Raw genomic sequence first — 23,301 nt, forward strand, 5'->3', positions numbered from 1 at the left:
CGACCGGCACTATCAATCGGAGACCTCGGCCCGTTCGGCCATCATCCCGGCCGCGCGGTCGGCCCAGTCGCCCCAGACGAAGCCGGCGATGGCGATCACCGCCCAGCAGACGTAGCTCAGGACGAGGCCGACGTAGACGCCGGACAGGCCCCAGCCCAGCGGAATCGCGAGCAGGTACGACCCACCGAGCATGAAGACGAACGTCCCGGTGGCCCGCGCGTAAAAGGGCGTCCGGGTGTCGCCGGCGCCGCGCAGGCTGCCGGCGAAGGGGAAGAAGACCCCGAAGAACAGCATCGAGACGCCGAAGACCCGGGTGAACGCGGCCGCGTACGCGAGTGTCTCCGGGTCGTCGGTGAACACCGACGCGATGGGGCCGGCGCCGGCGACCAGGACGACGCCCGCGGCACCCATCGTGAGGATACTCAGTGCCGCGATGGCGAACCCGGCGTAGCGCGCGCCTGCGGGGTCACCCTCGCCCAGCGACTGCCCGACGGTGATGCTCGCGGCGGTGTTGACGGCCCGGTAGATCGGCCCCGCGAGCTGCTGGTAGATCCGGCGACCGATGTGGTAGGCGGCGTTGACCTCCGTCCCGAACACGAGCAACAGCGCGTTGAACGGGAAGTTCGCGAGCGACGCACTCATCCCCTCGGCCAGGTTCGGGAGGCTGACGCCGACGATCTGGCGGGTGATAGTGAGCGACCGCGGCCGGGCGAACGAGAGGTCGGTCCGGGCGCTCGCGATGGCCCCCGTTATCGCCAGGGCCTCGACGGTCCGCGCCAGCAGCGTCGCCAGCCCGATGCCGACGATGCCGAACGCCGGGACCGGTCCGAGCCCGAGCGCGAGCACGACCGTCGCGACCGCGTTGCAGAGGTTGGCGCCGCCGTTGACGACCATCGGCGTGACCGTGTCGCCGGTGCCCTGGAGCGACCGGGCGCCGACCAGGCCGACGATGCGCATCGGCGCGGCGGCGAACACGAGCGTGAGGTACTGCGCACCGAGCCTGACGACCTCGGCCTCGGCGCCGAGGATGGCGATGAAGACGTCCGAGAACAGTAGTCCGAGGACGATGAGCGGCAGACCCGCCAGTGCGCCGATCAGGAACGCCTGGGTGATCGCCCGGTCACGGGTCGCCGTGGCCGCCCGGCCGGTGTCCTGGCTCGACAGGGCGATGGCGCCCGTTCCCAGCCCGAGTCCGATCCGCAACGGGACCTGGGCGTACAGGTCGGCGAGCCCGATGGCGGTGACGTACGCCGGCGCGAACAGCCCCGCGACGACGACGTCGACCGTCCGCATCAGCGTCGTCAGCGCCTGCTGGACGCTAATCGGCCAGGACAGCGAGACGGTCCGCCGCCAGAGCCCGAACAGCCGGTCGTAGTCGACCATCCACCTCGGGAGACGGGAAACGGGCGAATCAGCGTTTCGAACTTTCGGGGTCGGCCGGTCCGAACGCTAGATCGTGTCGGCCGCGCTCGACTCGGAGTGCCATTTGAACACGCCGCCCGTATAGCGTCGGACACTTGCCAGTCGGTCACGCATTCTGAGGTGAACGATGAAGGCAGCAGTGTATCGCGGCCCAGGCGACATCAGTATCGAAGAGCGAGACAGGCCCGAAATCGAGGACCCGACGGACGCCATCGTTCGCATCACCCACACGGCGATCTGCGGGTCTGACCTCTGGTTCTACCGCGGTGAGGAGGACAGGGCCGATGGCGCACCCGTCGGCCACGAACCGATGGGGGTCGTCGAGGAGGTGGGCGACGAGGTCCGCCACGTCGAACCGGGCGACCGCGTGTTCGCTCCGTTCGCGATCAGCTGCGGCGAGTGTGAGTTCTGCCGCAAGGGACTCCACACCGCCTGTGTCAACGGCGCCTCCTGGAACGAGGACAACGGCGGCGCACAGGGCGAGTACGTCCGCTCGCCCCACGCCAACGGCACGCTCGTCCGCGTTCCCGACCGGTACGCCGACGACGAGGACGCCCTCGAATCCCTGCTCCCGCTGACGGACGTCATGGGAACTGGCCACCACGCCGCGGTCTGTGCGAACGTCGAGGCCGGCGACACGGCCGTCGTGGTCGGCGACGGCGCGGTCGGCCTCTGCGGCGTGCTCGCCGCAAAACGCCTCGGCGCCGAGCGTATCGTAGCGATGGGCCACCACGAGGACCGCCTCGAACTCGCCCGGGAGTTCGGCGCGACAGAGGTCGTCTCCGCCCGCGGCGAGGAGGCCGTCGAGGAGGCCCGGGAACTCACGTACGGCGGCGCGAATCACGTCCTCGAGTGCGTCGGTGCCGAAGCGGCGCTGGAGACTGCCGCGAAGGTGGTCCGCCCCGGTGGACACGTCGGGTATGTCGGTGTCCCCCACGTCGAGAGTGCCGAGTTCGTCGAACAGCTGTTCTTCAGGAACGCTTCGTTCACCGGTGGTCCCGCGCCGGTACGACAGTACGCCGAGGAACTCATGGCCGACGTGCTCCAGGGGACCCTCGACCCGTCACCGATATTCACGAAGACCGTCGACCTCGACGGCGTCCCGGAAGGCTACCGGGCGATGGACCAGCGGGAGGCGATCAAGGTGATGGTACGTGTCGAAGCCTGAGGTATCCACGAGCGAGAAGTTCGACTTCGATGACGAGATGCCTTTCGTCTTGGGCGCCGCGGGCGGGATCGGCAACGGCGGTCAGACGACGTCGTAGCGCGCATCACAGAAACGGTGGGTGGGAGTGCTTCACGCCCGGATTGAGCACGTCGCGTGACGATTCGGGCGTGAAGGGCAGCCTGGGGTTCCGCAACACACACGCATGGTCAATACTGGTGTGCGGAACCAACTTGGACAACAACTGGTGTTGTTAAATTACTTGTTGACACAGATCTGAGTATCTTTGTGCTGTCAGGTCTGGGGTGGCTCCGACCAGCCGCCGGACCGCGCGCTACTCGGCGATCGCCCAGAAGCCGAGCGTCCGCGGCACCATCGCCAGCAGTTCCGGCGACGTGCTGTCGTCCTCGTCGTAGTCGTCCGGGTCGTCGCTCCGCGGGGTTTCGAACAGCTCCCGGACCGTGAATCCGGCGTCGACGAGGGCGCCGTGGAGGTCGCCGATCGTCCGGTCGAAGACGACGATGTCGTCGTGGAGGATATCGTCGTTCTTGTCGCGTCGCGGGCCGGTGTCGTGATAGCTCCGGGCCAGTTCCACGGTCGCCGGGTCGAACTGCTCGTGAAAGGGATGGGGAACCTGGAACGTGAGGAGGCCGCCGTCCCGGAGCACGCGCTTCGCTTCGGCCAGCGCCGCGTCGACGTCTTCGACCATGAAATACACGTACCCCGAGTAGGCCAGGTCGAACGCGCCGTCGGCCAGCGGCAGGTCCGCCACGTCGCCGGTGACGAACTCGGCGTCGACGCCGTAGACGTTTCTGAGGTGGGTCGCGTGGCGGAGTTGCTGGAACGAGAAGTCGACGCCGACGGCGGTTCCCACGCCCTCGCTGGCTGTCCCGACCGTTCCCTGTCCGCCGCCACAGCCCAGTTCCACGAAATCTAGCTCCTCGCGGTCGGGGAGTCGCTCGGCCTGCCACTTCGCCAGGTCCTCGGGGTCCGGCAGCGGGGAGTACACCGGGGGGAGCCCGCCCTCGTCGGTGTCCGCGTTCCAGAGCGCCTGGAACTCGTCGCTCCACTCGTCCCACAGTTTCCGGTTCTCCCCGTCCGGATCGTTCATACCGTTCGTGTCAGCGAGAGGGTGCTTGAGTGTTGGGCTGGTGTGGTACTGCCTGTCCCGGCCGACGCCGCGATCGACACGATCGGCGGTCTCTCGATGCACGGCGCCCCGCTCGTGATGACGTCACCACCGTCGCTGTCGGCTTCCGCACTCGGCTTCGGTGGCTTGTCCCTCACTCCTCAGCCGGCCCACGCCTCGCCAGTTCGCCGGTCGAAGACGTCGTGAACCGGCGCTGGCTCCCGGAGACGCGGTAGCCGATGGTCCTCGTCGGGACACTCGATGACGACCGTCGACGTGTCGAGCCACGCGTCCAGTCGGTCGCGTTCGACGCGCACGCCGGTCTCGTCCCACCGTTCGACGCGCCACAGTCGCGTCCGGAACAATCTGTCGTAGGCGACGATTCGGTCCTCGGCGACGCGATACTCGACGCCGCCGTACCGTAGCCAGTAGTCGAGTGCACCGACCCCGAGCGGGACGACGAGCCCACCAACGGCGAAGACGAGGACGACGTCCCAGGCCTGCCCGGTCGCGAAGAGTCCTGCGACGACGATGAGAAACGCGCCGACGACCCACCCACCGGGATGGCGTCGGGCGTGTGCAATCGAGACGCCACCGAGCAACCGGCCGAGAACGGTCGGCCGTACTCGGGTGATCGAGTCCGCCCGGAGTGGCTCGACCCCGTCGCTAGTGGGCGGGTCGTACGCCCACCCGAACTGGATGAAGGTCGCCTCGTCGAATTCGGTCAGGCGGTCCCGGTACAGGCTCGCGAGATCGAAGCCGAACTTGACGAGGACGATCCCCACCAACAGCGGTACCCCGACGATTGAGGGGTCGACGGCACTGATATGGTCGTCCATCGACACCGAGCCCACACCGAGGCCCACGACCATCGCCGTGACCATCCCCCCGAGACCGATTACCGCGCCGCGAACGAAGACGCCCTGTATCGCCGTCTGGGCGCTGTGCTCGCGGTAGCCGCCGCGATAGAAGTAGTCGTGGACCGTCGAGGCGCCCTCGCTGAGGACGATGCCGAACCCGGCGACCACCACCGACGTCAGCACGTCCGGACCGAGTGCGACGGGGCCGAGCACGCCGACGGTCATGGCGCCGGCGAAGAACCAGACGAGTGCGAGGAGACCGACGCCGACTGGGAGCACCAGGAGCGACGAGAGATGGATGCACAGCCCGGTCCACGGGACGGGTATCCCGACGGGCTTGGCGGCGAGTGCCCCAGCGATCAGCGGGTCTCCGTCGAATTCCGAGGGGCGACCGGCGAACAGGGCCCGGGCCAGCGCCCACAGGGAGAGGACACCGAGTTCGAGCCAGTAGAGCGTGACGAGCGCGGCGAGGTTCCAGCCGAGCAGACCGACGCCGACGAGCGGGAGGGCGTTCGCCACGACGACCGCGAGGAGTTTCGGCAGCGGGCGATAGTTCCGTGCCTGGCTGCGGGAGACCACGTACCGAACGTGCTGGTAGTGGCAGTAAAAATTTGGCTGACTTCCGGTGGCGAGCCAAACCGGCCAGTGATGTGCGCCTCTACGACGCCAACGGAACGGTCCTCGATTCGACGCACGTGGGCAACTTCGAAACCCCGAAAGACGAAGCTACTGTGACCCTCAGTAGTGAAACCAGGCCCACCTACATCGTCGCTGACCATCCGCGGTTCCCCAGCTATGGAGAGACACACGTCCGATACTACGCGTGGAACGACGAAGGTCGCTATTCACCCGAGTGGGACCCTGCCGACCGCCTCGACAGGGGCTCTGGGTACCCACGACACAATGAGTCCAGCCGGTGCACGTGACGCGAAGACCGTTGGGGGCCTGTCGAACCCGGTTCTAATTTCCGGTTCCGTTCTAGCAAATTTCCATTCGAAGAGTCTTGTTTTTTCAGATCCGGGATAAACGAAATTACTTTTCACACCGATATCACATACCGAAGCGATGGCTAGCTCGTTTGAACGGCGGAAACTACTCACAGCTACAGGCGCCACCTTCGGATCGTTGCTGGCAGGGTGTTCGTATTCGAGCGGTCCACAGGCGACGCTGTCCCACGACCGAATCATCTGGCATCGCTCGCCTGTTTCCTACGATATCGCAATCGTTGACGACGCGCTGTACTTCTCCACGGGCACAGACCTGTACTCGATCGAGACGGGGACCGGCGAGGAGAGATGGTCTCGACACGTCGAGGACGAACCGAATCTCCACTCTGACGAAACCACTTGTTTGCGGAAGGCAGTTGCCGCAGACAGCCAGCGCATATACGTACCCAGCTGCGACGGCGTGCGCGCTCTTTCCCTGCAAGACGGGTCCGATCTGTGGACCGCAGGCTCGGCTGCGATGTCATCCGTGGTGGCCACGGGAAGCCACGTCTACGCTGGGGGGTCAGATCTCATTTCTGTCTCCCGGAGTTCCGAGACGGAAGAGTGGCTGACAGCGATCGGTGCCCGAGAGGAACTGTCCCTCGCTCCGACTGACGACGGCGTCGTCGCCTGTAACGAGGCTGCTGGCGTGGTCCACTGCATGGACGCTGATGGAACGTCGCGCTGGCAACACGACCTCGAGTGGGAGGGTCGTCCACCGGTCGTCGCCGCCGACACTGTGTATGCAGCAACTGGCCGCGACCAAGAAATTGGCCGTCTGGTGGCTCTCGATCGCTCGACCGGATCCGTCAACTGGACCGCCGAGACACCGGCTATCAGCCCCTCCGGAATAACCACGGGAGACGAACAGGTATACGTCGGAACGTACCCAGACGAGAATGACGACGGCCGCCTCGTTGCATACGACCAGGATAGCGGTGAGATGCGCTGGGATTACACTGTCAGGGATTCCGATTTCGCGAGCCCGCTTGCCGACGCGAGCGGGGTGTATGCCGGGACCGACCACGGGGTCTATGCGTTCTCACACGACGGCACCGAGCGGTGGTACGTGGAGACCGAATACCCCACCTCGTGTATACTCGTATCGGATGGACAACTCTACGCTGGAGTGATGGGTGAACTGGTCGCCATCGACGTAACGGGCGACGACCGATAATCAAAATCAGTTGCCAGTTGAAATCCGCTGACTCGGGTGCCCAGTTGCGATATCGAGTACGGGAAACTAGCGAAAGACGACTCCGTCGACCACAGACGCCAGTCACGAGCGGGCTCGGCGAGGCGTTCGGCTATCCCAGACACGATGAATCAGGGCAGTGCATGTGACGCGTCGAGCGGAAGGCGATGGCGACGCCGGAGAGGCTCACCGTCGCCGCCCTGTGCAGAAATTGGTGAATCGATCCCTTCGAAGCAGTGATACGAATGGCGTACGAGGATGTCCGTTTCTGGATCTCCTCAAAGATGTGTGTCGACTCGTCGCTGGTGGCGCTCTCGACCGGCCCCAGCTGGAGTGGGTACAAGGAATCCTCTAGTCGTTCTATTTCGACAGTACGTACCACTCAGAGTCACCACTCGACTGCGGCTAACTACGTACCGTTCTGATCCGACCTGAGCGCTCGGTAGCAGTATTATAACGCCTTATGGACGGGTTCGACGAGTTTCGGCTAATGACAGCCGACCCGGTCCGCGCGGACCGAACGCCGGACGACCCCCTTGAGGCCGCACGGCGCGCCCTGGCCGTCGAAACACAGCGAACAACTGACGAGCGCGACGCCCTCTCGTCCTTCCTCGACCGGGTCCGGGACGTGGACGTCGTCGAGCCGACGCCCATGCAGGGCCCAAAACGACAGCTCCAGACACCCCAGACGACGGGTCTGGCCACCGTCCGCGACGCGTACGTGGGGACGGTGATGAGCGTCCCCCACTACGACGAGGAGTACGGCGACAGTTACGTAGAGAGCCTCGAGGCCGAGTTCGGTGCGGACGTCGCAGCGGCGCTCGTTCAGGGGCACTTCGGCGAGTACTGCAAGCAGTCGGTGCTCGCGAAGACAGAACAGGCGCTGGACGAGCGGGAGCGATTTCTGTCGACGCTCGACGCCGAGCGGGAGTCGCTGGTCGACACCGAGGAACGGATCCACGGCATCTTGGACCGGGTGGAAGGAACGGTCGACGGCGAGGACGAGAATCTGTCGTTTAGCGCGCTCGAGGGGCGCCGGTCGACGCTGCAAAACCTGCAAACGGAATGTGACGAAGTGGCTGCAGATAGACAGGCTGCCATCCGTCGGCAGCACCGGAAGCTCTGGGTTCCCCGGTCTGCGCCGGACGTCCCCGCGTACGTGTACCAGGGGCTCGACGAGACGTATCCCGTTCTCTCCGTAATCGCCGATCTAGGTGAGTGCATCACGGACCGCCGCCGGACCGTCGAACGGCGAATGAGCGGAGCCAAATAGTAGAAGTGGGGAATCTGCGTGGAGCGTGGCGCGAAGCTAGTTCCCTGCGCGTCCGCGGTTGCCCCAGCCTCGCCGGCCGTCGCGACTCTCACGAGTGGCGAAGGTGGCCATGTGAGGGTAGTCGGCGATCAGCCCGTCGACGCCGAGTTCGACGGGCGTACTCGCCTCTCGCCAGCTATCGATCGTCCAGACGTTCACGTCCCGGTCTTCCTCGTGTGCGGCTTCGACGAGGTCCTGGTCGAGAACCCCTGTCGATGGGTTGACCGCCTCCGCGTCGAGCTCCCGGGCAATCGCCAGATTCTCCTCTTTGTTCTGCCCGAATATCGGGGCCACCGCGACGTCCGGATCGACGTTCCGGACCGCCCTGAGCGCGTCCGGGTCGAACGAGGATGCGTAGTACTCGCCCCGGTACTGCGACGCGATCTGGAGCGTTCGCTCGGCGAACTCCGTCCAAGAGAGCGGGCCCGAATCCTTGAACTCGATGTTCATCGTCACCATGGGCCAGGCCGCGTCGAGCGTCTCGGCGAGCGTCGGAATCGTCTCGCCCGACTCCAGGATTTCTGCTTCCAGCACCGTCTCGGAGGGCGTTTCGGCGACGAGTCCCTCCTCGTCCGTGAGATCGTCGAGCGCCGCGTCGTGGAAGACGACGATCTCGCCGTCCGCCGTCGCTTCGACGTCGATCTCGATCCGGTCGGCACCGAGACGACACGACCCCACGATGGCGGCGACCGTGTTCTGCGGGTAGACGTCCCTGAATCCGCGGTGGGCCGTGATGGCGAGGTCGTCGTTTCGGCCTCGGCCCCGCCCCCAGTTTCTGGACGCCGATGCCGTCCCGCTGAGCGCCGCAGTGCCCAGCATCGCTCCAGTGGTCTTGAGAACGCCTCGTCGCGATACGTGCTTCGTCCGTCCCTCAGTATCCCGTGACATCGCCTGAACCAGCGACGAGTGGACTAATCACCGTTTATATGACATCTATTGGGTACTATTTTTGCTCGTAACTGGTAACTACCGGTAGCATTCGTATCGAGGCTACGGAAGGACAACGGAGAGTCGTCGCCACGCCGTCGCGAGTATTCTCGGTCGGAAGCGAACGGACGGGTAGAAGCGTCGTCAGCGTTCGAGGCAGTCGACTCCCGGCGTCGCGTCTCGAACGGTGATCACTCCAGCCTGTTCGGCGGGGTTTCGATGTCGTCTTCGTCGACGCCCAGACACCGGGCGACGTCGGCGACCGACTTCGTCTCGAAGACGAAGTAGTCGGCCGGGACGGCGTCGACTATCTGACGATAGTCAGTGAGCGGCTCGTGATCATCGGCCGTCCCGTCGTTGTCGTGGAGGTGACACACCCGAATTCGGTCGCCGAAGCGGTCGAGGAAGTCGCGCCAGTGGTAGCCATTGACCTTCGCATGCCCCACGTCGAGCGTGACGCCGAGATATTCGGGCAGGACGTCCGCCGCTCCGAGCGCCGATTCCAGGTCGTCTGGCGTCGTCGTGCAGCGTTGCTTCTCGTCGCTGACGGGCTGGTTCTCCAGGCAGAGCGGGACGCCGACGAACTGGGCGTATTCGGCGCACTCACGCAGCGACTGGCGGGCGTTTTCGGCGGCCTTCTCCCTGACCCACGAGGGGTAGCGATGGGGGACCGCACCGCCGTGAACGACGACGGCGCCCGCGCCGGCCGCCGCCGCGTCGTCGAGCGTCTGCTTCACCTGTGAAACGGACGCTTCCCGCACAGCGTCGTTGAAACTTCCCATGTTCCAGTCGCGGAACGGTGCGTGGTACGTGATAGACACGCCGTACCGGTCGGCAATGGTGCCGAGTTCCGCCGGCGAGGGCGCGTCGGGATGACCGTGGAGGTACTCGCGCTTCAGTTCGACGTGGGAGAGCCCGAGATCGGTGACGTACTCGATGAACTGTTCGACAGAGACGCCGAAGCGGACGTCCATCGCAGCACCGACTGACGTCATCGCGACCCCTCCGCCCGGTATACCGGGTCGCCGGCGACGAACGCCCGCGACACCGTCGGCGTCGGCTCGCGGTCGACGAGGACGAGGTCGGCCCGCGCACCCGGTTCGATCCGTCCGCGGTCGGTCAGGCCGACAGCGGCCGCCGGGTTCGCCGTCACTCTCGCGACTCGCTCGGGGAGCGGCTCGCCGGTATCGACGAACGTCCCGGCCAGGAGCGAGAGCGGGTGGTAGTCGGCGACCAGCGCGTCGACGACCCCGGCATCGATGGCGTCCGCGGTGGCGAGGTTCCCCCACTGGCTCTCCCCGCGGACGAGGTTCGGTGCGCCCATCGTCACGGTCATCCCGAGCTCGTGGGCCCGTTCGGCCGTCGCCATCGTGATCGGGTACTCCGAGATGTCGACGCCCGCTTCGGCGAGACGCTCGACCTCTGCGGGGTCCTCGTCGTCGTGGGACGCCGTGACGGCACCGTTCGCGTGGGCACAGTCGACGACGCGCTCGATGCGCTCGCGGATGGTCGCCATCGAGACGTCCCCGCGCTCGGCGATCATCTCTTCGGCTTCCTCGACGGTGTGGTCGTGGGAGTCCCGGTAGTACTGGAGGAACGCCTCCTCGTCCCGAAACTGTCCTTTGCCGGGGACGTGGCTCATCACGGACACGAGGTCGGCGTTGCCGGCCTCGGTCACGTCGACGACGGCGTCGACGCATTCCTCCTGTGTGACTTCACAGCGCGCGTGGAGGCGGTGGTCGGCCAGCAGGTCGTCCGTCGACTCGATGGCGTCCGTCAGCTCGGCCCCGAGTTCGGGAGACCTGTCGGCGTCGGGGTCGATCTCGAAGGAGATGGCGTGGAACTTCGTCGTGATGCCCGCCGCGAGGTTCGCCCGGTCCGCCGCCGCGAGCGCCATGTGCGTGTCCATGCGCGCTCCGGCGCGCGGGTGCAGGTGGGACTCGATGTCGTCGCCGTGGAGGTCGACCAGGCCCGGCAGGACGTACTGGCCGTCGGCGTCGACGGTCACTGCGTCGGCGTCGTCGACGTCACCGACGGCGACGATGCGGTCGCCCTCGATCCGAACGCCGCCCTCGACGACCGCGTCGGGCGTGACGACGGCGGCGTTCGTCACGGCGAAAGACGACGTCGCGTCAGTTACCGTTTCACCGGTGGACCGCGGTCGCTGGCTCATGCGACCACCTCTTCTTCCTTCTCGGCAGCGAACTCCGCGACCGGGACGACTCGTTGCAGTTCGCCCCCGTCGAGCACGGCCACGCGGTCGGCGACCCGTTCGACGACGTCGCGGTCGTGGAAGACGCCGACGACCGTCGTCTCCGCGTCGGTCGACTCTGAGAGCAACTCGATGGCCGCCGTCCGCGTCTCGGGGTCGAGCGCGCTCGTGGGTTCGTCGAGCAGGAGGAGCTCCGGCTCCGGCGCGAGCGCCTGCGCGAGGTTAACCCGCTGGCGCTCGCCGCCCGAGAACGTCGCCGGGTAGGCCTCCCACAGTTCTTCTGGCAGCCCGAGCGCGTCCAGGAGCTCGCGGGCACGGTCGCGAGCCTGCGCCGCCGGCGTCCCGCGCTCCATAAGCGGCCGGGCGACGACGTCGATGGCCGGGACGCGCGGAATCTCGTCGAGGAACTGCGACGCGTAGCCGAGCGTCGAGTCCCGGATGGCCATCACCGTGCGGTCGTCACAGGTCGCCAGGTCGGCGTCTGCGGGGTGGTAGACCGTCGACCCGGCCGTCGGTTCGTACGTCCGGTAGAGACACTTCAGCAGCGAGGACTTGCCACTGCCGGACTCGCCCACGATAGCGAGGAACTCGCCGCAGCGGACGGTGAACGATACGTCGTCGAGCCCGACGACCTGTTTGTCGCCGAGCGCGTGCATGTCGAAGGTCTTGGTGAGTCTTTCGACGGTGAGAACGTCGGTCATATGACTGAGTTGATGAGGGTCTGCGTGTACTCGTGGTGCGGGTCCTCCATGACGCGGTCCGTCAGGCCGGTCTCGACGACGCGTCCGTGGCGCATTACCAGCGTCCGGTCGGCAAGCAGCCTGACGACGCCCAGGTCGTGGCTCACGACGACGGCGGCCACGTCCTCCTCGCGCTGGATGCGCCGGAACATGTCCAGCACGCGGGCCTGGACGCTGACGTCGAGCCCCGTCGTCGGTTCGTCGAGGATCACCACGTCCGGGTCGGTGGCCAGCGCGCGAGCGATCTGGACCCGTCGTTGCATCCCGCCGCTGTACGTCTCCGTCGGGTCGTCCATCCGCTCGACTGGGACCTCCGTCTCCGCGAAGAGGTCGCGGACGCGGTCGCGGACGTCGCCGTAGTTGCGCCAGCCGGCGGCCAGCAGCTTCTCGGCGACGTTGCCGCCCCCGGTAAACTCCAGGTTGAGCCCGTCGCGGACGTGCTGGTGGACGAGGCCGACCGCGCCGTTCCGGAGGCGGTGTCGGGTCTCGTAGTCGGCGTCGAGGAGGTTGCCGTCGCGGCCGTCGAGTCGAACGTCGCCGCTCGCCTCTCCGTCGGTCGCCCGTTCGAGTGCGAGCAACTCGGCGACGCTGGACTTCCCCGACCCGGACTCGCCGACGATGCCAAGCACTTCGCCGGGTTCGACATCGAGCGAGACGTCGGCACACGCCACCACGGCCCCACACTGGGGACACTGGTTCGTCCCCGCGGCGTCGCCGGTGTGGTCGACGCAGTCACCACAGGAGTCGCCGTACACTTTCCGCAGGTCGCTGGCGTCCAGGAGCGTCACGCGTCGTCACCTCCGTCTGGCGAGGCCGCGTCGTCTACCGGTTCGCCGGCCGCCGCCTCTACCGTCGGCCCGCCCGGCGTTCCGGGACCCCAGTCCACACCGTCGCGGTCGAGGTGGTGGTCCTTGGGAAGGTCCGGTTCGTCCTGCCGTTTGAGGCAGAAGCTGGTGTCGTTGCAGACGTACAGCCGGTCCTCGTCGTCGGTCTCTATCTCGGTGAGGTAGGTGTCCGTCGCGCCACAGGATCGGCAGGACTGGTCGGGGAACCGCTCGACCTGGAACGATTTGTCCTCGAAGGCGAGCGGTTCGACGTCGGTGTGGGGCGGGACCGCGTAGATGCGGGCCTCGCGACCGGCCGCGAAGACGAACAGGTTGTCCGCGTCGTCGAGTTTCGGCACGTCCCAGCGCGGGATGGGCGAGGGGTCCATCAGGTAGCGGCCGGCGACCATCGCCGGGTAACGGGCCGCGATCTGTATCTCGCCCCACTCGACGACGTTCTCGTAGAGGTGGACCCACATCTTCCCGTAGTTCGCGTGGGCGTGGCGCCGGCGATTCGCCGCGTCGGAGGAGTCGACCTTCCGGAGCGCGTCGGTGATGGGTACCTGGAGGACGAGGATCTGGTCCTCGTCCAGGACCTCCTCGGGGATTCGGTGGCGGGTCTGGATCACGTCGGCCTCGGTCGTATCGGTGGTCGTCTCGACCTCGGCGGTCGTCTCGGCCAGTCGCCGGACGTTGGCCGCGTTGACGCTCTCGTCGCTCCCCTGGTCGATGACCTTGAACGCGTCGTCGGGGCCGAGCAGCGAGAGCGACGCCTGGATGCCGCCCGTGCCCCAGCCGCGGGCCAGCGGCATCGGCCGGGACGCGAACGGCACCTGGTGGCCCGGGATGGCGATCCCCTTCAGGATGGCCCGCCGGACCTCGCGCTTGGTGTGCTCGTCGAGATACGCGTAGTTGTACCCCGAGAGCCCTTCGCCGGAGAGGTCGCCGACGGCGTCCGCGACGGACACCGCCGAGATTTCTGTCCCGCTCTCGTCGGTCGCTGCCCCACTCTCTTCGAGCGATCCGGGTTCGGCGTCAGTCATCGTCGCTCACCTCCGGGGCCTGGGCCGGCGCGTCGCCACCGTCTGCAGCCGACGAGGCCGCCGTCTCCGCCCCCGCGTCGAGCCCCCGGCCCTCCCGAACGGCGCGGATGCGGTCGAGGATGCTCTGGAAGGTGACGTAGTGGGGGAGTTTGAGGTGCTCGATGAAGCCGAACGAATCCAGCCCGTCGACGGCGTCGAGGACGAACTCGGCGTTCTCGGCGGGCTCTTTCTCGCTGTCGAGCTGAATCGACGCGTCGAGGATGGTCATCGCGATGGTCTTGCGCTCGTTCCGGCCGAAAGTGAGGCCGTAGCCGAAGGCGAACTGCGGGTCGTCGCGCTTGGCGTACACGGGCACGACGGCCTCGGACTCGCTCACCTCGACGTCGGTGACCCGGACGTCGTCGCCGGTGTAGGGGTGGGTGATCCGGACCGGAAGCTTCCCGACCCGGACCTCGGCGAGCGTCGGGTGGACCTGGCCGTAGCCGCGCATGGCCGAGTATCCCAGCGCGGTGACGGCGCCGGTCTCGCCACGGGCGAGTTCCTGGAGCACCTCGTCTCGGCCTGCCGGATGCGTGACTGGTTCGCGGGTCGTGTCGACCGGGTCGCCGTAGTCGTCGGCGTCGGCCGCCGGTTCGTGGACCAGCCCCTCCTCGCGGAGCACCTCCATGACGTTCCGGACGGTGGTCGGCTCGGCGTCCGGGAGGTCCCAGTCCGCGGTCGGGTCCGTCTCGTCCTCACCGATGTCGAAGTCGAGGAGGCGCTGGGTGTAGTCCTTGGTCGGGCCGAGAATCTGGCCGCCGGGGACGTCCTTGTACGCCGGCGACACGCGACGCGTCGCGAACATCTCGGAGGGATCGACCGGGTCGGTCTCGTCCCACCGCTCCAGCGTCGAACGGTAGGCCTGCAGGAGGAACGACGCCTCGACGGTGTCACCCTGGGCCTGGATGACGGCGAGTGCGGCGAGTCGCGGCGCGTACAGCCCGCCTTCGCTCATCGCCTGGGCGGTCAGCCGCGAGAGCTGGCCGTCGACCTGGTCGACGGTGAGCGACGGTTCGTCCGCGTCGAGGCGCTGCTTCTCGAAGAGGTCCTCGGCGCGTTCGATGATCTCCTCGCCGGCCGTGACGGCGACGTAGCCCATCTACACCACCTCCAGGTCGTTCGACCGCGGGATGGCCGCCACGTACTCGCCGCTCGTCAGGTAGGCGTCGACGCCCCGCGGATAGGTCGACTGGGCCTCGGCGAGCCGTTCGAGTTCGCTGGCCGGGAGGTCGGCACTGAGGCGGCGCGTCCCGTCGACGCCGGGCCCGCTTAGTTCGACGGTCGTGAGCGCGCTGTCCGCGCCCGTTTCGAGGCCGTCGACGCGATAGACGACGGTCGCGCCCTCGCTCGGTTCGACCAGCGACCCGTGGCTGCACTCGCGGACGTCCCAGTCAGGCTGGCCGTGCGTGTGGAGCAGGTCGGCCTCGGCCGGTTCGCTCGGGTCGAAGCGACCCTGGCTCTCCAGTGCTGAACGGAGCTCTCCGTCGTCGGTCCACGTGCGCACTTCGTGGTCGACGAGCGTGGCGAGAATCGCGTGATCGGCGGGCGAAGAGCCGACGTCGGCGACGGTCCCCGGCCGACTCGTCGCGTCGCACAGGGCGCGAAACGCGGTCTGCGTGTCGTGCACGGGGTCGATGCCGAGCGCTCTCACAGGTCGTCCTCCATCGTCTCGAACTCGACGGTCGTGTGGCGACTCTCCGCCCACGTCTGTTCGCGCTCGCGTTCGTACGCCTCGCCTGCCTGTTCCAGGACGGCGACGGCCTCGTCGGCGATCGGGTGGCGGTCGGCGACGGCGGCGTCGACGATCGCGCCGGAGAGAGCGGCCCGCTCGGCCTTCCCTGGAACCATCGCGAACCCGCGCTCGCCGTCGAGGGAGACCTCCGCGGGCGTGACGACGACCTCGCCGAGGTTGAACGGCCGGCGTTCGACGGGTTCGACGACGCGCTGCATCACGAGCTGTGGCCGCGGTTCCTGGAGTACGTCAAGCGTCGGATCGCTGGCCAGTACCTGGTCGGCGACTGATTCGAGAGCGTCGCCGTCGCAAGCGGCGATCAACTCGAATCTATCCGACCGGTCGTGTGGATCGTCCATGTGATCGAGCGAATCCACCCGAAACGGCCCGATAAGCCTTCACTGCGTACTCTCCATCGTCGCCAGCGTGAACCGGTTCGATCCACCCCCCGGATCGAGCGGTCCGGACTAGTATGGACCGCCACTGCGGAACTGGTGATCGAGACTGCAACGGCGCTTACCGAACAAGTCCCTCCGGACTTTACGCAGCAAACGGTTATTCTACCCACTCCGGGCCGTTCAGGTGATGTTGGACGAGACCAGCACCGACGGATCGGGTGTACGGGAACGGACGGACGGGATGGACACGGGACGGGTGAGTCGCCGCGGGTTCCTGGTCGGTGGCGCAGCCGGGACCGCTGCGCTGACCGGGCTCGCGGGGTGTTCGGGCGTGCTCGGTGGCGGCGGAAGTGAGCCGATAACGATGCTGCTGACTCCCGACACACCGTCGGACGTACGGCCGCAGTACGCTCCCGTTCACGACATGCTCGAAGGGGAAATCGACGGCCTCGACCTGGAGATGGAGGTCCCCCAGGACTACTCGGCAGTGCGGACGGCCCTCGAGAGCGAACAGGCCGAGATCGGGATGGACGACGTGACGCTCATCTCGAAACCGGACATCATGGACCTGTTCGGGACAGCCGTCACCGGCGGGACGGCCTTTTACTTCTCGATGATGCTCACGAAGCCCGACTCGGACATCGACGAGCGGACGGATATCGAGGGGAAAAACATGGCATTCGCCGATCGGCTCTCGACGAGCGGGTCTATCTTCGCCGTCTACGCGCTCAAGGAGGCCGGCCTGGACGTCGGCGACGCCCCGGACGGTGACCCGGTCGACTTCGAGGGGACGTGGTCCAACCACGGTGACGCCGTCCAGCGCGTGCTGAACGACGAGGCCGACGCATGCACCACCTGGTCCGGGAACGGCATGGCCTACCTCGCCGAGGACCAGGAACTCCCCGACCGCGTCGCAGAAGAGGACTCGTTCACCGGCAATCGCGGCGAGGAGGGCACGGCGCTCCGGCCGTTCTGGTGGTCCTTCCCGATCCCCAAACAGCCGATATACGCGCGCCAGTCGTGGGACTCGCCGATGAAAGAGAAGATCCGCGAGCAGCTGCTTGCGTCCGACGAGGCGTTGATCCAGGAGTACCTGCCCGACGACTACAACGAGAACGACCTGCCGTTCACGACGCTCGAGGAGACCACCATGGACAACTACGAACCCGTGATCAAACGCCTCAACGACCTCGGCATCGAACTCGGCTAGGGCCGTCGCCAACGCACACTTTCCAATCATGAGTACACTCACCGTAGAGAACCTGACGAAGGAGTACGGCGACGTCACGGCGGTCGAGGACGTCTCCTTCGAGATCGAAGACGAGTTCGTCGTCCTGCTGGGCGAGTCCGGCGCCGGGAAGTCGACGCTGCTGCGTTGCGTGAACGGGTTGACGGAGCCGACCAGCGGCGGCGTCTACCTCGACGGCGAGCCCCTCGAAGGCTCCCAGCCGTCGGTCGGGATGATCTTCCAGCAGCACAACCTCGTCGAGGGCGTCTCGGCGTACCTGAACGCACTCACCGGCTCGCTCGAACGGGCCGGGTTCGTCGAGAGCCTGTTCCAGTGGCAGGACCGTGCGGACAAGCGACGGGCCCTCGAAGCGCTCGACACCGTCGGCCTCCTCGACGAAGCACACCAGCGTGTCACGCAGATGAGCGGCGGCCAGCAACAGCGCGTCGGCATCGCCCGCGCCCTGGTCCAGGACCCGTCGCTCCTCCTGGCCGACGAACCCGTCGCCAGTCTCGACCCGTCCAGCGCCGAGACGGTGATGGGCTACCTCAAGAAGGCCGCGTCCGTCCACCAGGTGACGGCGCTCGTGAGCCTCCACCAGGTGAACATCGCGGCACACTTCGGCGAGCGCTTCATCGGCCTGCGCGACGGCCAGTTGCTGTTCGACGTCGGGAGCGACGAACTCACCCCCGCACTCATCGACGACCTCTACGGCGACGTCGAGACGGTCGGACTGGCGGACGATCCCGTCGCAGTCGAGGCGGACACGAACGGCGAGTCGCCCCCGGCCGACGGCGACGACTGGAGGGTCGAGGCGTGAGTTCGGAGTCGCCGCCGGGCGGCGGGCTCCGCGCCTACTTCGGGTTCGCCGAGACCGGCACCTCCGACGTCGACCGGAAGCTCACGGAACTCAAACGGCGGAAGACGGTCCGGCGGCTCTGGACGGCCCTCGGCGTCGTCGTCGGGGGATGGCTGTTCCTGCTGAGCCTCCAGACGGCGGAGTTCACGCTCGCACAGCTGACGACCCAGTTTCCCTTCTTCGTCGACGCGCTCACGGAGTACTTCCCGCCGACCACCTATTTCGGCATCCCGTTCGTCGACGTCGGCCAGTACTGGAACTTCATGGTCGAGGCGGACCTGTTCCAGGCCTCGCAGGTGACGATGGCCATCGCGTTCGCCGGGACCGTCCTCGGCCTCCCGGGGGCGCTGCTGTTCGGCATCCTCGCCAGCGAGCGTGTCGTTCCGTACCCGTTCAACTTCCTCTTCAGGGGGACGATGAGCCTGATCCGCGCCATCCCGGCGCTGGTCTGGGCGCTCATCTTCATCCCACTCGGCGGCGTCTCGCCCTTCACCGGCGTGCTGGCCATCATGGTCGACACCACGGGCTACCTGGGACGGCTGTTCACCGACGAACTCGAAGAGATAGCGGACGGTCCCATCGAGGGCGTCGAGAGCACCGGCGCGGGGTCGCGCCAGGTCATCTCCTTTGGCATGCTCAGCCAGGTGTTCCGCCAGTTCATCGCCTGGATCGCCTTCGACCTCGAACACAACGTCCGCGTCGCCATCACCCTCGGCCTCATCGGCGCCGGTGGCCTCGGTCTCGAACTCAACATCCAGAAGCAGACGTTCAACTACACCGAGATGATGGCCTGCATCATCCTGGTCGTCGTCCTCGCCGGCTCCGTCGAACTGGCGAGCCAGCGCGTGCGTTCGTACCTGCGCGACGAGGACGACGTCGAGAAGACCGGCGTGCTGGAGGCGTTCGTCACCGCCCCGCGCAAGATCGTCGAGTCGGCTGGGGGGAGGCGGTGACCCGATGACGACGCCCTTCGAAGCGACCGACGATGGCTACTACGTCGACTCCCACGGCGCGGACCGTGTGGGTGGCCTCTCGCCCGAACCGACGCTCCACGAGCCGGTCCAGATCACGAAGAGCACGCTCGGGGAGTGGACAGAGGTGCGCGCCGGGGCACGGGTCAACGAGTCCGCCGTCGGCGACTACACGTACCTTATGGAGCGTGTCCAGCTCGACCACAGTACGATCGGGAAGTTCGGCAACGTCGCTTCGGACGCCCGCCTCGGCCCGACGAACCACCCCATCGACCGGCCGTCGGCCCACCACTTCACCTACCGCGCCGAGATGTACGACCTGGGCGAGGACGACGAGTCCATCTTCGAGTGGCGCGCCGACCAGCCGGTCACCGTCGGCCACGACGTCTGGATCGGTCACGGTGCAATCGTGCTCCCGGGCGTCGAAATCGGCAACGGCGCGGTCGTCGGAGCCGGTGCCGTCGTCGCACGCGACGTCGATCCCTACACCGTGGTCGCGGGCGTCCCCGCCGAACCGATCCGGCGGCGGTTCCCCGAAGACGTCGCCGACCTCATCGAGGCGACCGAGTGGTGGGACTGGGACCACGAGACGCTGGCCGACCGACTGGCGGCGTTCCGGGACCTCGACGCGTTCCTGGATCAGTACGCACCCGAGACGGCCGGTGCGGAAGCGTCCGACTGAGTGACCAGGCGCTCCTTTTGCGTGAATCGCTTGCCCGTATCGTGACGGAGCGGCGGCGGTGCGTCGATCAGATCATCGCGTGGTCGGGCTCGATCCCCGAGTGAAGCCGCACGGCGATCTCGGCGGCGTCCACCCAGTAGTAGATCGCGCGTTCGAGCGCCCGCGTCACCGTCACGAGGTAGCCGTACAGCTCCGGGTCGTAGGCGGTGACGAGTTCGAACAGCTCGTCGAGGTCGCGGTGGACGGTCTCCTCTTCGGCGTGTAACGCGTCGTAGGCGTCCAGATCTCCCTCGAAGAGGACGTCCACGAGGTAGCCGTTGATCCGGCTGCCCGCCTCGAAGACGTCGAGGATGCGTTCCTCGATGACGCCAGTCGTCTGGGTATCCTGGCGGTCGACGACGTCGGCGATGAAACACGACCGGTCGCCGACGATTTCGAGGTTGGTCGCGATCGTCGCCAGGTCGGACGCGACGCGGTTTCCAGGCCAGTCGGTCGTCAGTGTATAGGACTTCAGTTCGCCGAGCACTGCGAAGTATCGCTCGTTGGTGAGCGATTCGAGCCCGTCGGCCGGGTGGTCGGGCGTCTCGTCCACGAAGGCGAGTCGCGCCGCCTCGTACTGGGTCGAGGTCACGTCGTCGAGTCGTTCGAGCAGTTCGAGGACGGTCGTCCCTCTGTCGTTGCCGGGCGCGCGATGGCCGTTCTCGCCGGCGGCGTCCGCGGTCGACTCGAAGAACTTCGAGACGTTGTCCGCGGTGTCGAACACGGCCGCGTCGTCGACGACGTAGGCCTTCCTGACGACGCCGTCCCGTTTCAGTTCCTGGAGCAGTTCGGAGACGTACTGTTCGGAGATACCGACTGCCTCGGCCAAGTCCGCCTTCGTCGGCGGCGCCGTCCGGTCGATGGCCTCGATCACCTGCGAGAGTGTCGCATCACGGCCGTGTCTGGTCGCGTCTCTCGGCCGATGCCACGTTCTGCGGGACATACTTTTCCGGGCACGTGTGCTCGCTATAGGGCTATCCCACAGACTGTCTGGACGGCTATATAGAATCCATCGTCACGACCTCCGCCGAGGGTTCGATCGGTCCCTCCGTACCGACGGTACGGATATATATCGGATGGAACTGGAACGTGCCTCTCATATAAACCATCAGTAGGGTCTCCGCGAGGTAGTGCCGTATGGAGACTCGCAAAGTACAGCTCTCTGGGGGAACGACGTACACAGTCTCGTTGCCGAAGTCGTGGGCGACCGAGAACGGGATCGACGCCGGATCCGTCCTGTCACTGCACCCGAACGGTGACGGATCGCTCCTCGTCGAGGCGTCGGCAGACCGATCGAGAAAGCGCCGTACGGCGACGGTCGACGTCTCGACCAGCGGAGAGAACGCCGTCGAACAGCGCGTCCACGCCCTCCACGCGGTCGGATTCGACGAGGTGGCGCTCGTCGACCAGAGCGGACACGACGTGGACAGACGGAAAACCGTCGAACAGACCGTCGAGGAACTCTCGGGCTTCGAGTTGCTCGAAGTCACGGACACCCGCATCCGGCTGACGAACCTCATCGACGCGGAGAACGTCGAGGTTCGAAAGAGCGCGCTCCGCTTGCGTCTCGTGACGCTCGCGATGCATCGCGACGCCGTTACTGCCGTCGTGAACGACGACGAGAGGCTGGCCGAACGCGTCGTCGACCGGGACGCCGAGGCGGACAAGCTGTTCGCCATGGTGACCAGGCACTTCCGACGGGCGCTCACCGACCTCCACGAGGTGGAGAAACTCGACCACGGCCGCGACGACCTCTTCGAGTACTACTACGCGTGCCGGCAGTTCGAGCGCATCGCCGACCACGCGGAGAAGATAGCCCGCTTCGCTCTCGATCCCGACGCGGGCTTGCCGGCCGACTTCGGTGACCGGATCGTCTCGCTCGGCAAGGACGCGCGCCAGATCGTCGACCACGCAGCGGACGTCATCCTCGCGGACGCCGGTATCGAGGCCGCTCACCTGGCGTTAGAACACCGTGACGAACTCGTCACCGAGATCGAGGCGCTGGACCGCGACCTCTACGACCACGGCGTCCCCGGCGAAGCCCACACCGCCGGTCTCCTCCTCGACAGTCTTCGCCGAACCGCCGAGTACGGGGCGAACGTGGCGAACATCAGTATTCAGCAGGTCTCTCGGAGCGAGATCGACGACCGGTGAGGCGTCGCGAGCGTCGGCTGGTCTCACTGCGAGCCCGTTCCTGAACAGGGACCGGAACCGCCGTCGCTACCGGCTCGTCCGAAACCTCCTGCCGTCGGTGTCGGGAGTGTTTCTGACCGTGGCGGTGGTCAATCCGCGACGTCGACGTTGGTCTCGGCCCGTGCCCGGGTCCCGGTCGCAGCCCAGAAGAGGTAGACGCCGCCGACACCGAGCAGCGCGCCCGCGCCGAGGGTCGGCATCGCGAGCGCGTAGCCGCCGGCGTCGAGCGCCGCACCGAACAGGACGGGCGAGACGATGCCAGGGAGCGTCCCCAGGAAGGCCTGTACCGACAGCGCGGTTCCGAGCTGGTCGTCGTCGACGACCAGCGTAATCGTCGTCGAGGTCGGCGCGCTGTCCATCGTCAGCACGAACCCGTACCCGAGCACGACCGCAGCGAGTACCGCGAGCGACTCCCACGTGAGCCCAGCGAGCACGATCGTTCCCACGCCGCTACACGCGAGCGCGACCGCTATCACTCGAAAGTGGCCGATTCGATCGCTCAGCCAGCCGCCAGCGAGGTTTCCCGCGCCGCCGACGACCGTGACGAGACCGGCCAGCAGCTCGGCGGTGGCGACCGGCGCGGCGGTCGCTCCGACGGCCGCCGTCGAGACGAGAAAAGCCGGGAGCCAGTTACGAATCCCGTACAGTTCCCAGTTGTGTGCGCCGTAGACGCCGACGCCGGCGAGAAACGACCAGTCGGTCAGAAGCGATCGATCGAAGCCGCCGTCGTTCGACACCCGGTCAGGATTGTCCCGCCCCAGCGGGTACACGAGCGGTCCGGCACAGAGTGCGAGTAGGCTCGTCACGACGATGCCCGTCCGCCAGCCAGCGCTCGTGGCAATCGACGAGGTCAACACGAACGACAGCCCGCTGCTGATCGAGAAGGTCCCGACGTAGACCCCCATCGCCATCCCGCGGTCGCTGGGGTCGAACCATTCGCTGACGAATCGCATCCCCGGGACGTAGACGGCCGCCATCCCGACGCCGCTGAGAAAGCGGAACGCGGTCCCGACGAGAAACCCGTCCGCCACCGCGCCGAACGCGAGGTTACCGATCGCCGCGACCGTCGCGCCCACTGCGATGACCGGCCGCGGCGTGTACCGGTCGACGAGCGCCCCGAACGGGACGACCCCGAGGAGGTACCCCGCCTGGAAGGCGCCGTAGACGACGCCGGCCTGGAGGCCACTGAGACCCCAGCGATCGGAGACGGTCGGCAGTACCGCCGAGTAGTTGAACCAGAGCAACGCCGACAGCAACAGCGTCGCGCTGACGACCGCCAGCATCCGGACGTTCGGTCGGTCGATCCACCCGTCGCTGGACCGATCCGCGTGCGCCGACATCGGTC

The 23,301-nt window shown here is 66.9% G+C and carries 22 protein-coding genes; 8 read left to right on the forward strand and 14 right to left on the reverse strand.

Annotated elements, in window-relative coordinates; genetic code table 11:
* Nucleotides 1-12: 12 nt before the first annotated feature.
* On the reverse strand, nt 13-1,383 hold the full coding sequence (locus AC5FRV_RS10090; RefSeq protein WP_493560966.1) for an MATE family efflux transporter: 1,371 nt from the start codon (nt 1,381-1,383) through the stop codon (nt 13-15).
* A gap of 166 nt (nt 1,384-1,549) precedes the next feature.
* On the opposite strand from AC5FRV_RS10090, the gene AC5FRV_RS10095 reads away from it, so the two are divergent.
* Nucleotides 1,550-2,590 (forward strand): zinc-dependent alcohol dehydrogenase family protein, encoded by a 1,041-nt coding sequence (locus AC5FRV_RS10095; RefSeq protein WP_493560967.1) that lies wholly within the window; start codon nt 1,550-1,552, stop codon nt 2,588-2,590.
* 331 nt (nt 2,591-2,921) lie between these two features.
* Here AC5FRV_RS10095 and AC5FRV_RS10100 read toward each other — a convergent pair whose 3' ends face one another.
* Nucleotides 2,922-3,698 carry a class I SAM-dependent methyltransferase gene (locus AC5FRV_RS10100; RefSeq protein WP_493560968.1) on the reverse strand — a complete coding sequence of 259 codons (777 nt, stop codon included), beginning with the start codon at nt 3,696-3,698 and terminating at the stop codon, nt 2,922-2,924.
* A 179-nt stretch (nt 3,699-3,877) separates the two neighbouring features.
* Nucleotides 3,878-5,155, reverse strand: coding sequence for a DUF6498-containing protein (locus AC5FRV_RS10105; RefSeq protein ID WP_493560969.1), 1,278 nt, complete (start codon nt 5,153-5,155; stop codon nt 3,878-3,880).
* Between the two features lie 486 nt (nt 5,156-5,641).
* Between AC5FRV_RS10105 and AC5FRV_RS10110 the strand changes: the two genes are divergently transcribed.
* Nucleotides 5,642-6,739, forward strand: a complete 1,098-nt coding sequence (locus AC5FRV_RS10110; protein ID WP_493560970.1) for an outer membrane protein assembly factor BamB family protein — start codon at nt 5,642-5,644, stop codon at nt 6,737-6,739.
* 508 nt (nt 6,740-7,247) lie between these two features.
* Nucleotides 7,248-8,030 carry a DUF7260 family protein gene (locus AC5FRV_RS10115; RefSeq protein WP_493560971.1) on the forward strand — a complete coding sequence of 261 codons (783 nt, stop codon included), beginning with the start codon at nt 7,248-7,250 and terminating at the stop codon, nt 8,028-8,030.
* A gap of 36 nt (nt 8,031-8,066) precedes the next feature.
* Here the strand turns inward: AC5FRV_RS10115 and AC5FRV_RS10120 are convergent, their stop codons facing one another.
* The 9 genes from AC5FRV_RS10120 to phnG all read right to left on the reverse strand — a co-directional run bounded on the left by AC5FRV_RS10120 (nt 8,067) and on the right by phnG (nt 15,945).
* A complete protein-coding gene (locus tag AC5FRV_RS10120; protein WP_493560972.1) occupies nt 8,067-8,957 on the reverse strand; it encodes a glycerophosphodiester phosphodiesterase in 891 nt (296 codons plus the stop codon).
* A gap of 230 nt (nt 8,958-9,187) precedes the next feature.
* Nucleotides 9,188-9,991 (reverse strand): sugar phosphate isomerase/epimerase family protein, encoded by an 804-nt coding sequence (locus tag AC5FRV_RS10125; protein WP_493560973.1) that lies wholly within the window; start codon nt 9,989-9,991, stop codon nt 9,188-9,190.
* Nucleotides 9,988-11,169: an alpha-D-ribose 1-methylphosphonate 5-triphosphate diphosphatase gene (locus tag AC5FRV_RS10130; protein ID WP_493560974.1), complete on the reverse strand. Its 1,182-nt coding sequence runs from the start codon at nt 11,167-11,169 to the stop codon at nt 9,988-9,990. Before AC5FRV_RS10130 ends, AC5FRV_RS10125 begins: the two co-directional genes overlap by 4 nt.
* On the reverse strand, nt 11,166-11,909 hold the full coding sequence (locus AC5FRV_RS10135; RefSeq protein ID WP_493560975.1) for a phosphonate C-P lyase system protein PhnL: 744 nt from the start codon (nt 11,907-11,909) through the stop codon (nt 11,166-11,168). The genes AC5FRV_RS10130 and AC5FRV_RS10135 overlap by 4 nt, the downstream gene beginning before the upstream one ends.
* Nucleotides 11,906-12,736 (reverse strand): ATP-binding cassette domain-containing protein, encoded by an 831-nt coding sequence (locus tag AC5FRV_RS10140; RefSeq protein WP_493560976.1) that lies wholly within the window; start codon nt 12,734-12,736, stop codon nt 11,906-11,908. The genes AC5FRV_RS10135 and AC5FRV_RS10140 overlap by 4 nt, the downstream gene beginning before the upstream one ends.
* A complete protein-coding gene (locus AC5FRV_RS10145) occupies nt 12,733-13,815 on the reverse strand; it encodes an alpha-D-ribose 1-methylphosphonate 5-phosphate C-P-lyase PhnJ (protein ID WP_493560977.1) in 1,083 nt (360 codons plus the stop codon). Before AC5FRV_RS10145 ends, AC5FRV_RS10140 begins: the two co-directional genes overlap by 4 nt.
* A complete protein-coding gene (locus AC5FRV_RS10150) occupies nt 13,808-14,953 on the reverse strand; it encodes a carbon-phosphorus lyase complex subunit PhnI (protein WP_493560978.1) in 1,146 nt (381 codons plus the stop codon). The genes AC5FRV_RS10145 and AC5FRV_RS10150 overlap by 8 nt, the downstream gene beginning before the upstream one ends.
* Nucleotides 14,954-15,505, reverse strand: a complete 552-nt coding sequence (gene phnH / locus AC5FRV_RS10155; protein WP_493560979.1) for a phosphonate C-P lyase system protein PhnH — start codon at nt 15,503-15,505, stop codon at nt 14,954-14,956.
* On the reverse strand, nt 15,502-15,945 hold the full coding sequence (gene phnG, locus AC5FRV_RS10160) for a phosphonate C-P lyase system protein PhnG (RefSeq protein WP_493560980.1): 444 nt from the start codon (nt 15,943-15,945) through the stop codon (nt 15,502-15,504). The genes phnH and phnG overlap by 4 nt, the downstream gene beginning before the upstream one ends.
* A gap of 226 nt (nt 15,946-16,171) precedes the next feature.
* Here phnG and AC5FRV_RS10165 point away from each other — a divergent pair, with 226 nt between their 5' ends.
* The 4 genes from AC5FRV_RS10165 to AC5FRV_RS10180 are packed head-to-tail and all read left to right on the forward strand — an operon-like array spanning nt 16,172 to nt 19,724.
* A complete protein-coding gene (locus AC5FRV_RS10165; protein WP_493560981.1) occupies nt 16,172-17,194 on the forward strand; it encodes a PhnD/SsuA/transferrin family substrate-binding protein in 1,023 nt (340 codons plus the stop codon).
* A gap of 28 nt (nt 17,195-17,222) precedes the next feature.
* Nucleotides 17,223-18,032, forward strand: a complete 810-nt coding sequence (locus AC5FRV_RS10170) for a phosphonate ABC transporter ATP-binding protein (protein ID WP_493560982.1) — start codon at nt 17,223-17,225, stop codon at nt 18,030-18,032.
* Nucleotides 18,029-19,024: a phosphonate ABC transporter, permease protein PhnE gene (gene phnE, locus AC5FRV_RS10175; RefSeq protein ID WP_493560983.1), complete on the forward strand. Its 996-nt coding sequence runs from the start codon at nt 18,029-18,031 to the stop codon at nt 19,022-19,024. Before AC5FRV_RS10170 ends, phnE begins: the two co-directional genes overlap by 4 nt.
* A gap of 4 nt (nt 19,025-19,028) precedes the next feature.
* On the forward strand, nt 19,029-19,724 hold the full coding sequence (locus AC5FRV_RS10180; protein WP_493560984.1) for a DapH/DapD/GlmU-related protein: 696 nt from the start codon (nt 19,029-19,031) through the stop codon (nt 19,722-19,724).
* A 67-nt stretch (nt 19,725-19,791) separates the two neighbouring features.
* On the opposite strand, the gene AC5FRV_RS10185 is transcribed toward AC5FRV_RS10180, so the two are convergent.
* Nucleotides 19,792-20,706 (reverse strand): winged helix-turn-helix transcriptional regulator, encoded by a 915-nt coding sequence (locus AC5FRV_RS10185; RefSeq protein WP_493560985.1) that lies wholly within the window; start codon nt 20,704-20,706, stop codon nt 19,792-19,794.
* A gap of 194 nt (nt 20,707-20,900) precedes the next feature.
* Here AC5FRV_RS10185 and AC5FRV_RS10190 point away from each other — a divergent pair, with 194 nt between their 5' ends.
* Nucleotides 20,901-21,917, forward strand: coding sequence for a PhoU domain-containing protein (locus tag AC5FRV_RS10190; RefSeq protein WP_493560986.1), 1,017 nt, complete (start codon nt 20,901-20,903; stop codon nt 21,915-21,917).
* Nucleotides 21,918-22,045: 128 nt separating this feature from the next.
* Here AC5FRV_RS10190 and AC5FRV_RS10195 read toward each other — a convergent pair whose 3' ends face one another.
* Entirely contained in the window at nt 22,046-23,296 is a 1,251-nt protein-coding gene (locus AC5FRV_RS10195; RefSeq protein WP_493560987.1) for an MFS transporter, read from the reverse strand.
* Nucleotides 23,297-23,301 lie beyond the last annotated feature (5 nt).

It is taken from the genome of Halomicrobium sp. HArcel3, from assembly GCF_058933135.1.

Bases quoted from the DNA above. Each gene is read 5' to 3' on its own strand.
- AC5FRV_RS10090 (WP_493560966.1), bottom strand. From the start codon at position 1,383: ATGGTCGACTACGACCGGCTGTTCGGGCTCTGGCGGCGGACCGTCTCG.
- AC5FRV_RS10095 (WP_493560967.1), top strand. From the start codon at position 1,550: ATGAAGGCAGCAGTGTATCGCGGCCCAGGCGACATCAGTATCGAAGAG.
- AC5FRV_RS10100 (WP_493560968.1), bottom strand. From the start codon at position 3,698: ATGAACGATCCGGACGGGGAGAACCGGAAACTGTGGGACGAGTGGAGC.
- AC5FRV_RS10110 (WP_493560970.1), top strand. From the start codon at position 5,642: ATGGCTAGCTCGTTTGAACGGCGGAAACTACTCACAGCTACAGGCGCC.
- AC5FRV_RS10115 (WP_493560971.1), top strand. From the start codon at position 7,248: ATGACAGCCGACCCGGTCCGCGCGGACCGAACGCCGGACGACCCCCTT.
- AC5FRV_RS10120 (WP_493560972.1), bottom strand. From the start codon at position 8,957: ATGTCACGGGATACTGAGGGACGGACGAAGCACGTATCGCGACGAGGC.
- AC5FRV_RS10125 (WP_493560973.1), bottom strand. From the start codon at position 9,991: ATGACGTCAGTCGGTGCTGCGATGGACGTCCGCTTCGGCGTCTCTGTC.
- AC5FRV_RS10130 (WP_493560974.1), bottom strand. From the start codon at position 11,169: ATGAGCCAGCGACCGCGGTCCACCGGTGAAACGGTAACTGACGCGACG.
- AC5FRV_RS10135 (WP_493560975.1), bottom strand. From the start codon at position 11,909: ATGACCGACGTTCTCACCGTCGAAAGACTCACCAAGACCTTCGACATG.
- AC5FRV_RS10145 (WP_493560977.1), bottom strand. From the start codon at position 13,815: ATGACTGACGCCGAACCCGGATCGCTCGAAGAGAGTGGGGCAGCGACC.
- AC5FRV_RS10150 (WP_493560978.1), bottom strand. From the start codon at position 14,953: ATGGGCTACGTCGCCGTCACGGCCGGCGAGGAGATCATCGAACGCGCC.
- phnG (WP_493560980.1), bottom strand. From the start codon at position 15,945: ATGGACGATCCACACGACCGGTCGGATAGATTCGAGTTGATCGCCGCT.
- AC5FRV_RS10165 (WP_493560981.1), top strand. From the start codon at position 16,172: ATGTTGGACGAGACCAGCACCGACGGATCGGGTGTACGGGAACGGACG.
- AC5FRV_RS10170 (WP_493560982.1), top strand. From the start codon at position 17,223: ATGAGTACACTCACCGTAGAGAACCTGACGAAGGAGTACGGCGACGTC.
- AC5FRV_RS10180 (WP_493560984.1), top strand. From the start codon at position 19,029: ATGACGACGCCCTTCGAAGCGACCGACGATGGCTACTACGTCGACTCC.
- AC5FRV_RS10185 (WP_493560985.1), bottom strand. From the start codon at position 20,706: ATGTCCCGCAGAACGTGGCATCGGCCGAGAGACGCGACCAGACACGGC.
- AC5FRV_RS10190 (WP_493560986.1), top strand. From the start codon at position 20,901: ATGGAGACTCGCAAAGTACAGCTCTCTGGGGGAACGACGTACACAGTC.
- AC5FRV_RS10195 (WP_493560987.1), bottom strand. From the start codon at position 23,296: ATGTCGGCGCACGCGGATCGGTCCAGCGACGGGTGGATCGACCGACCG.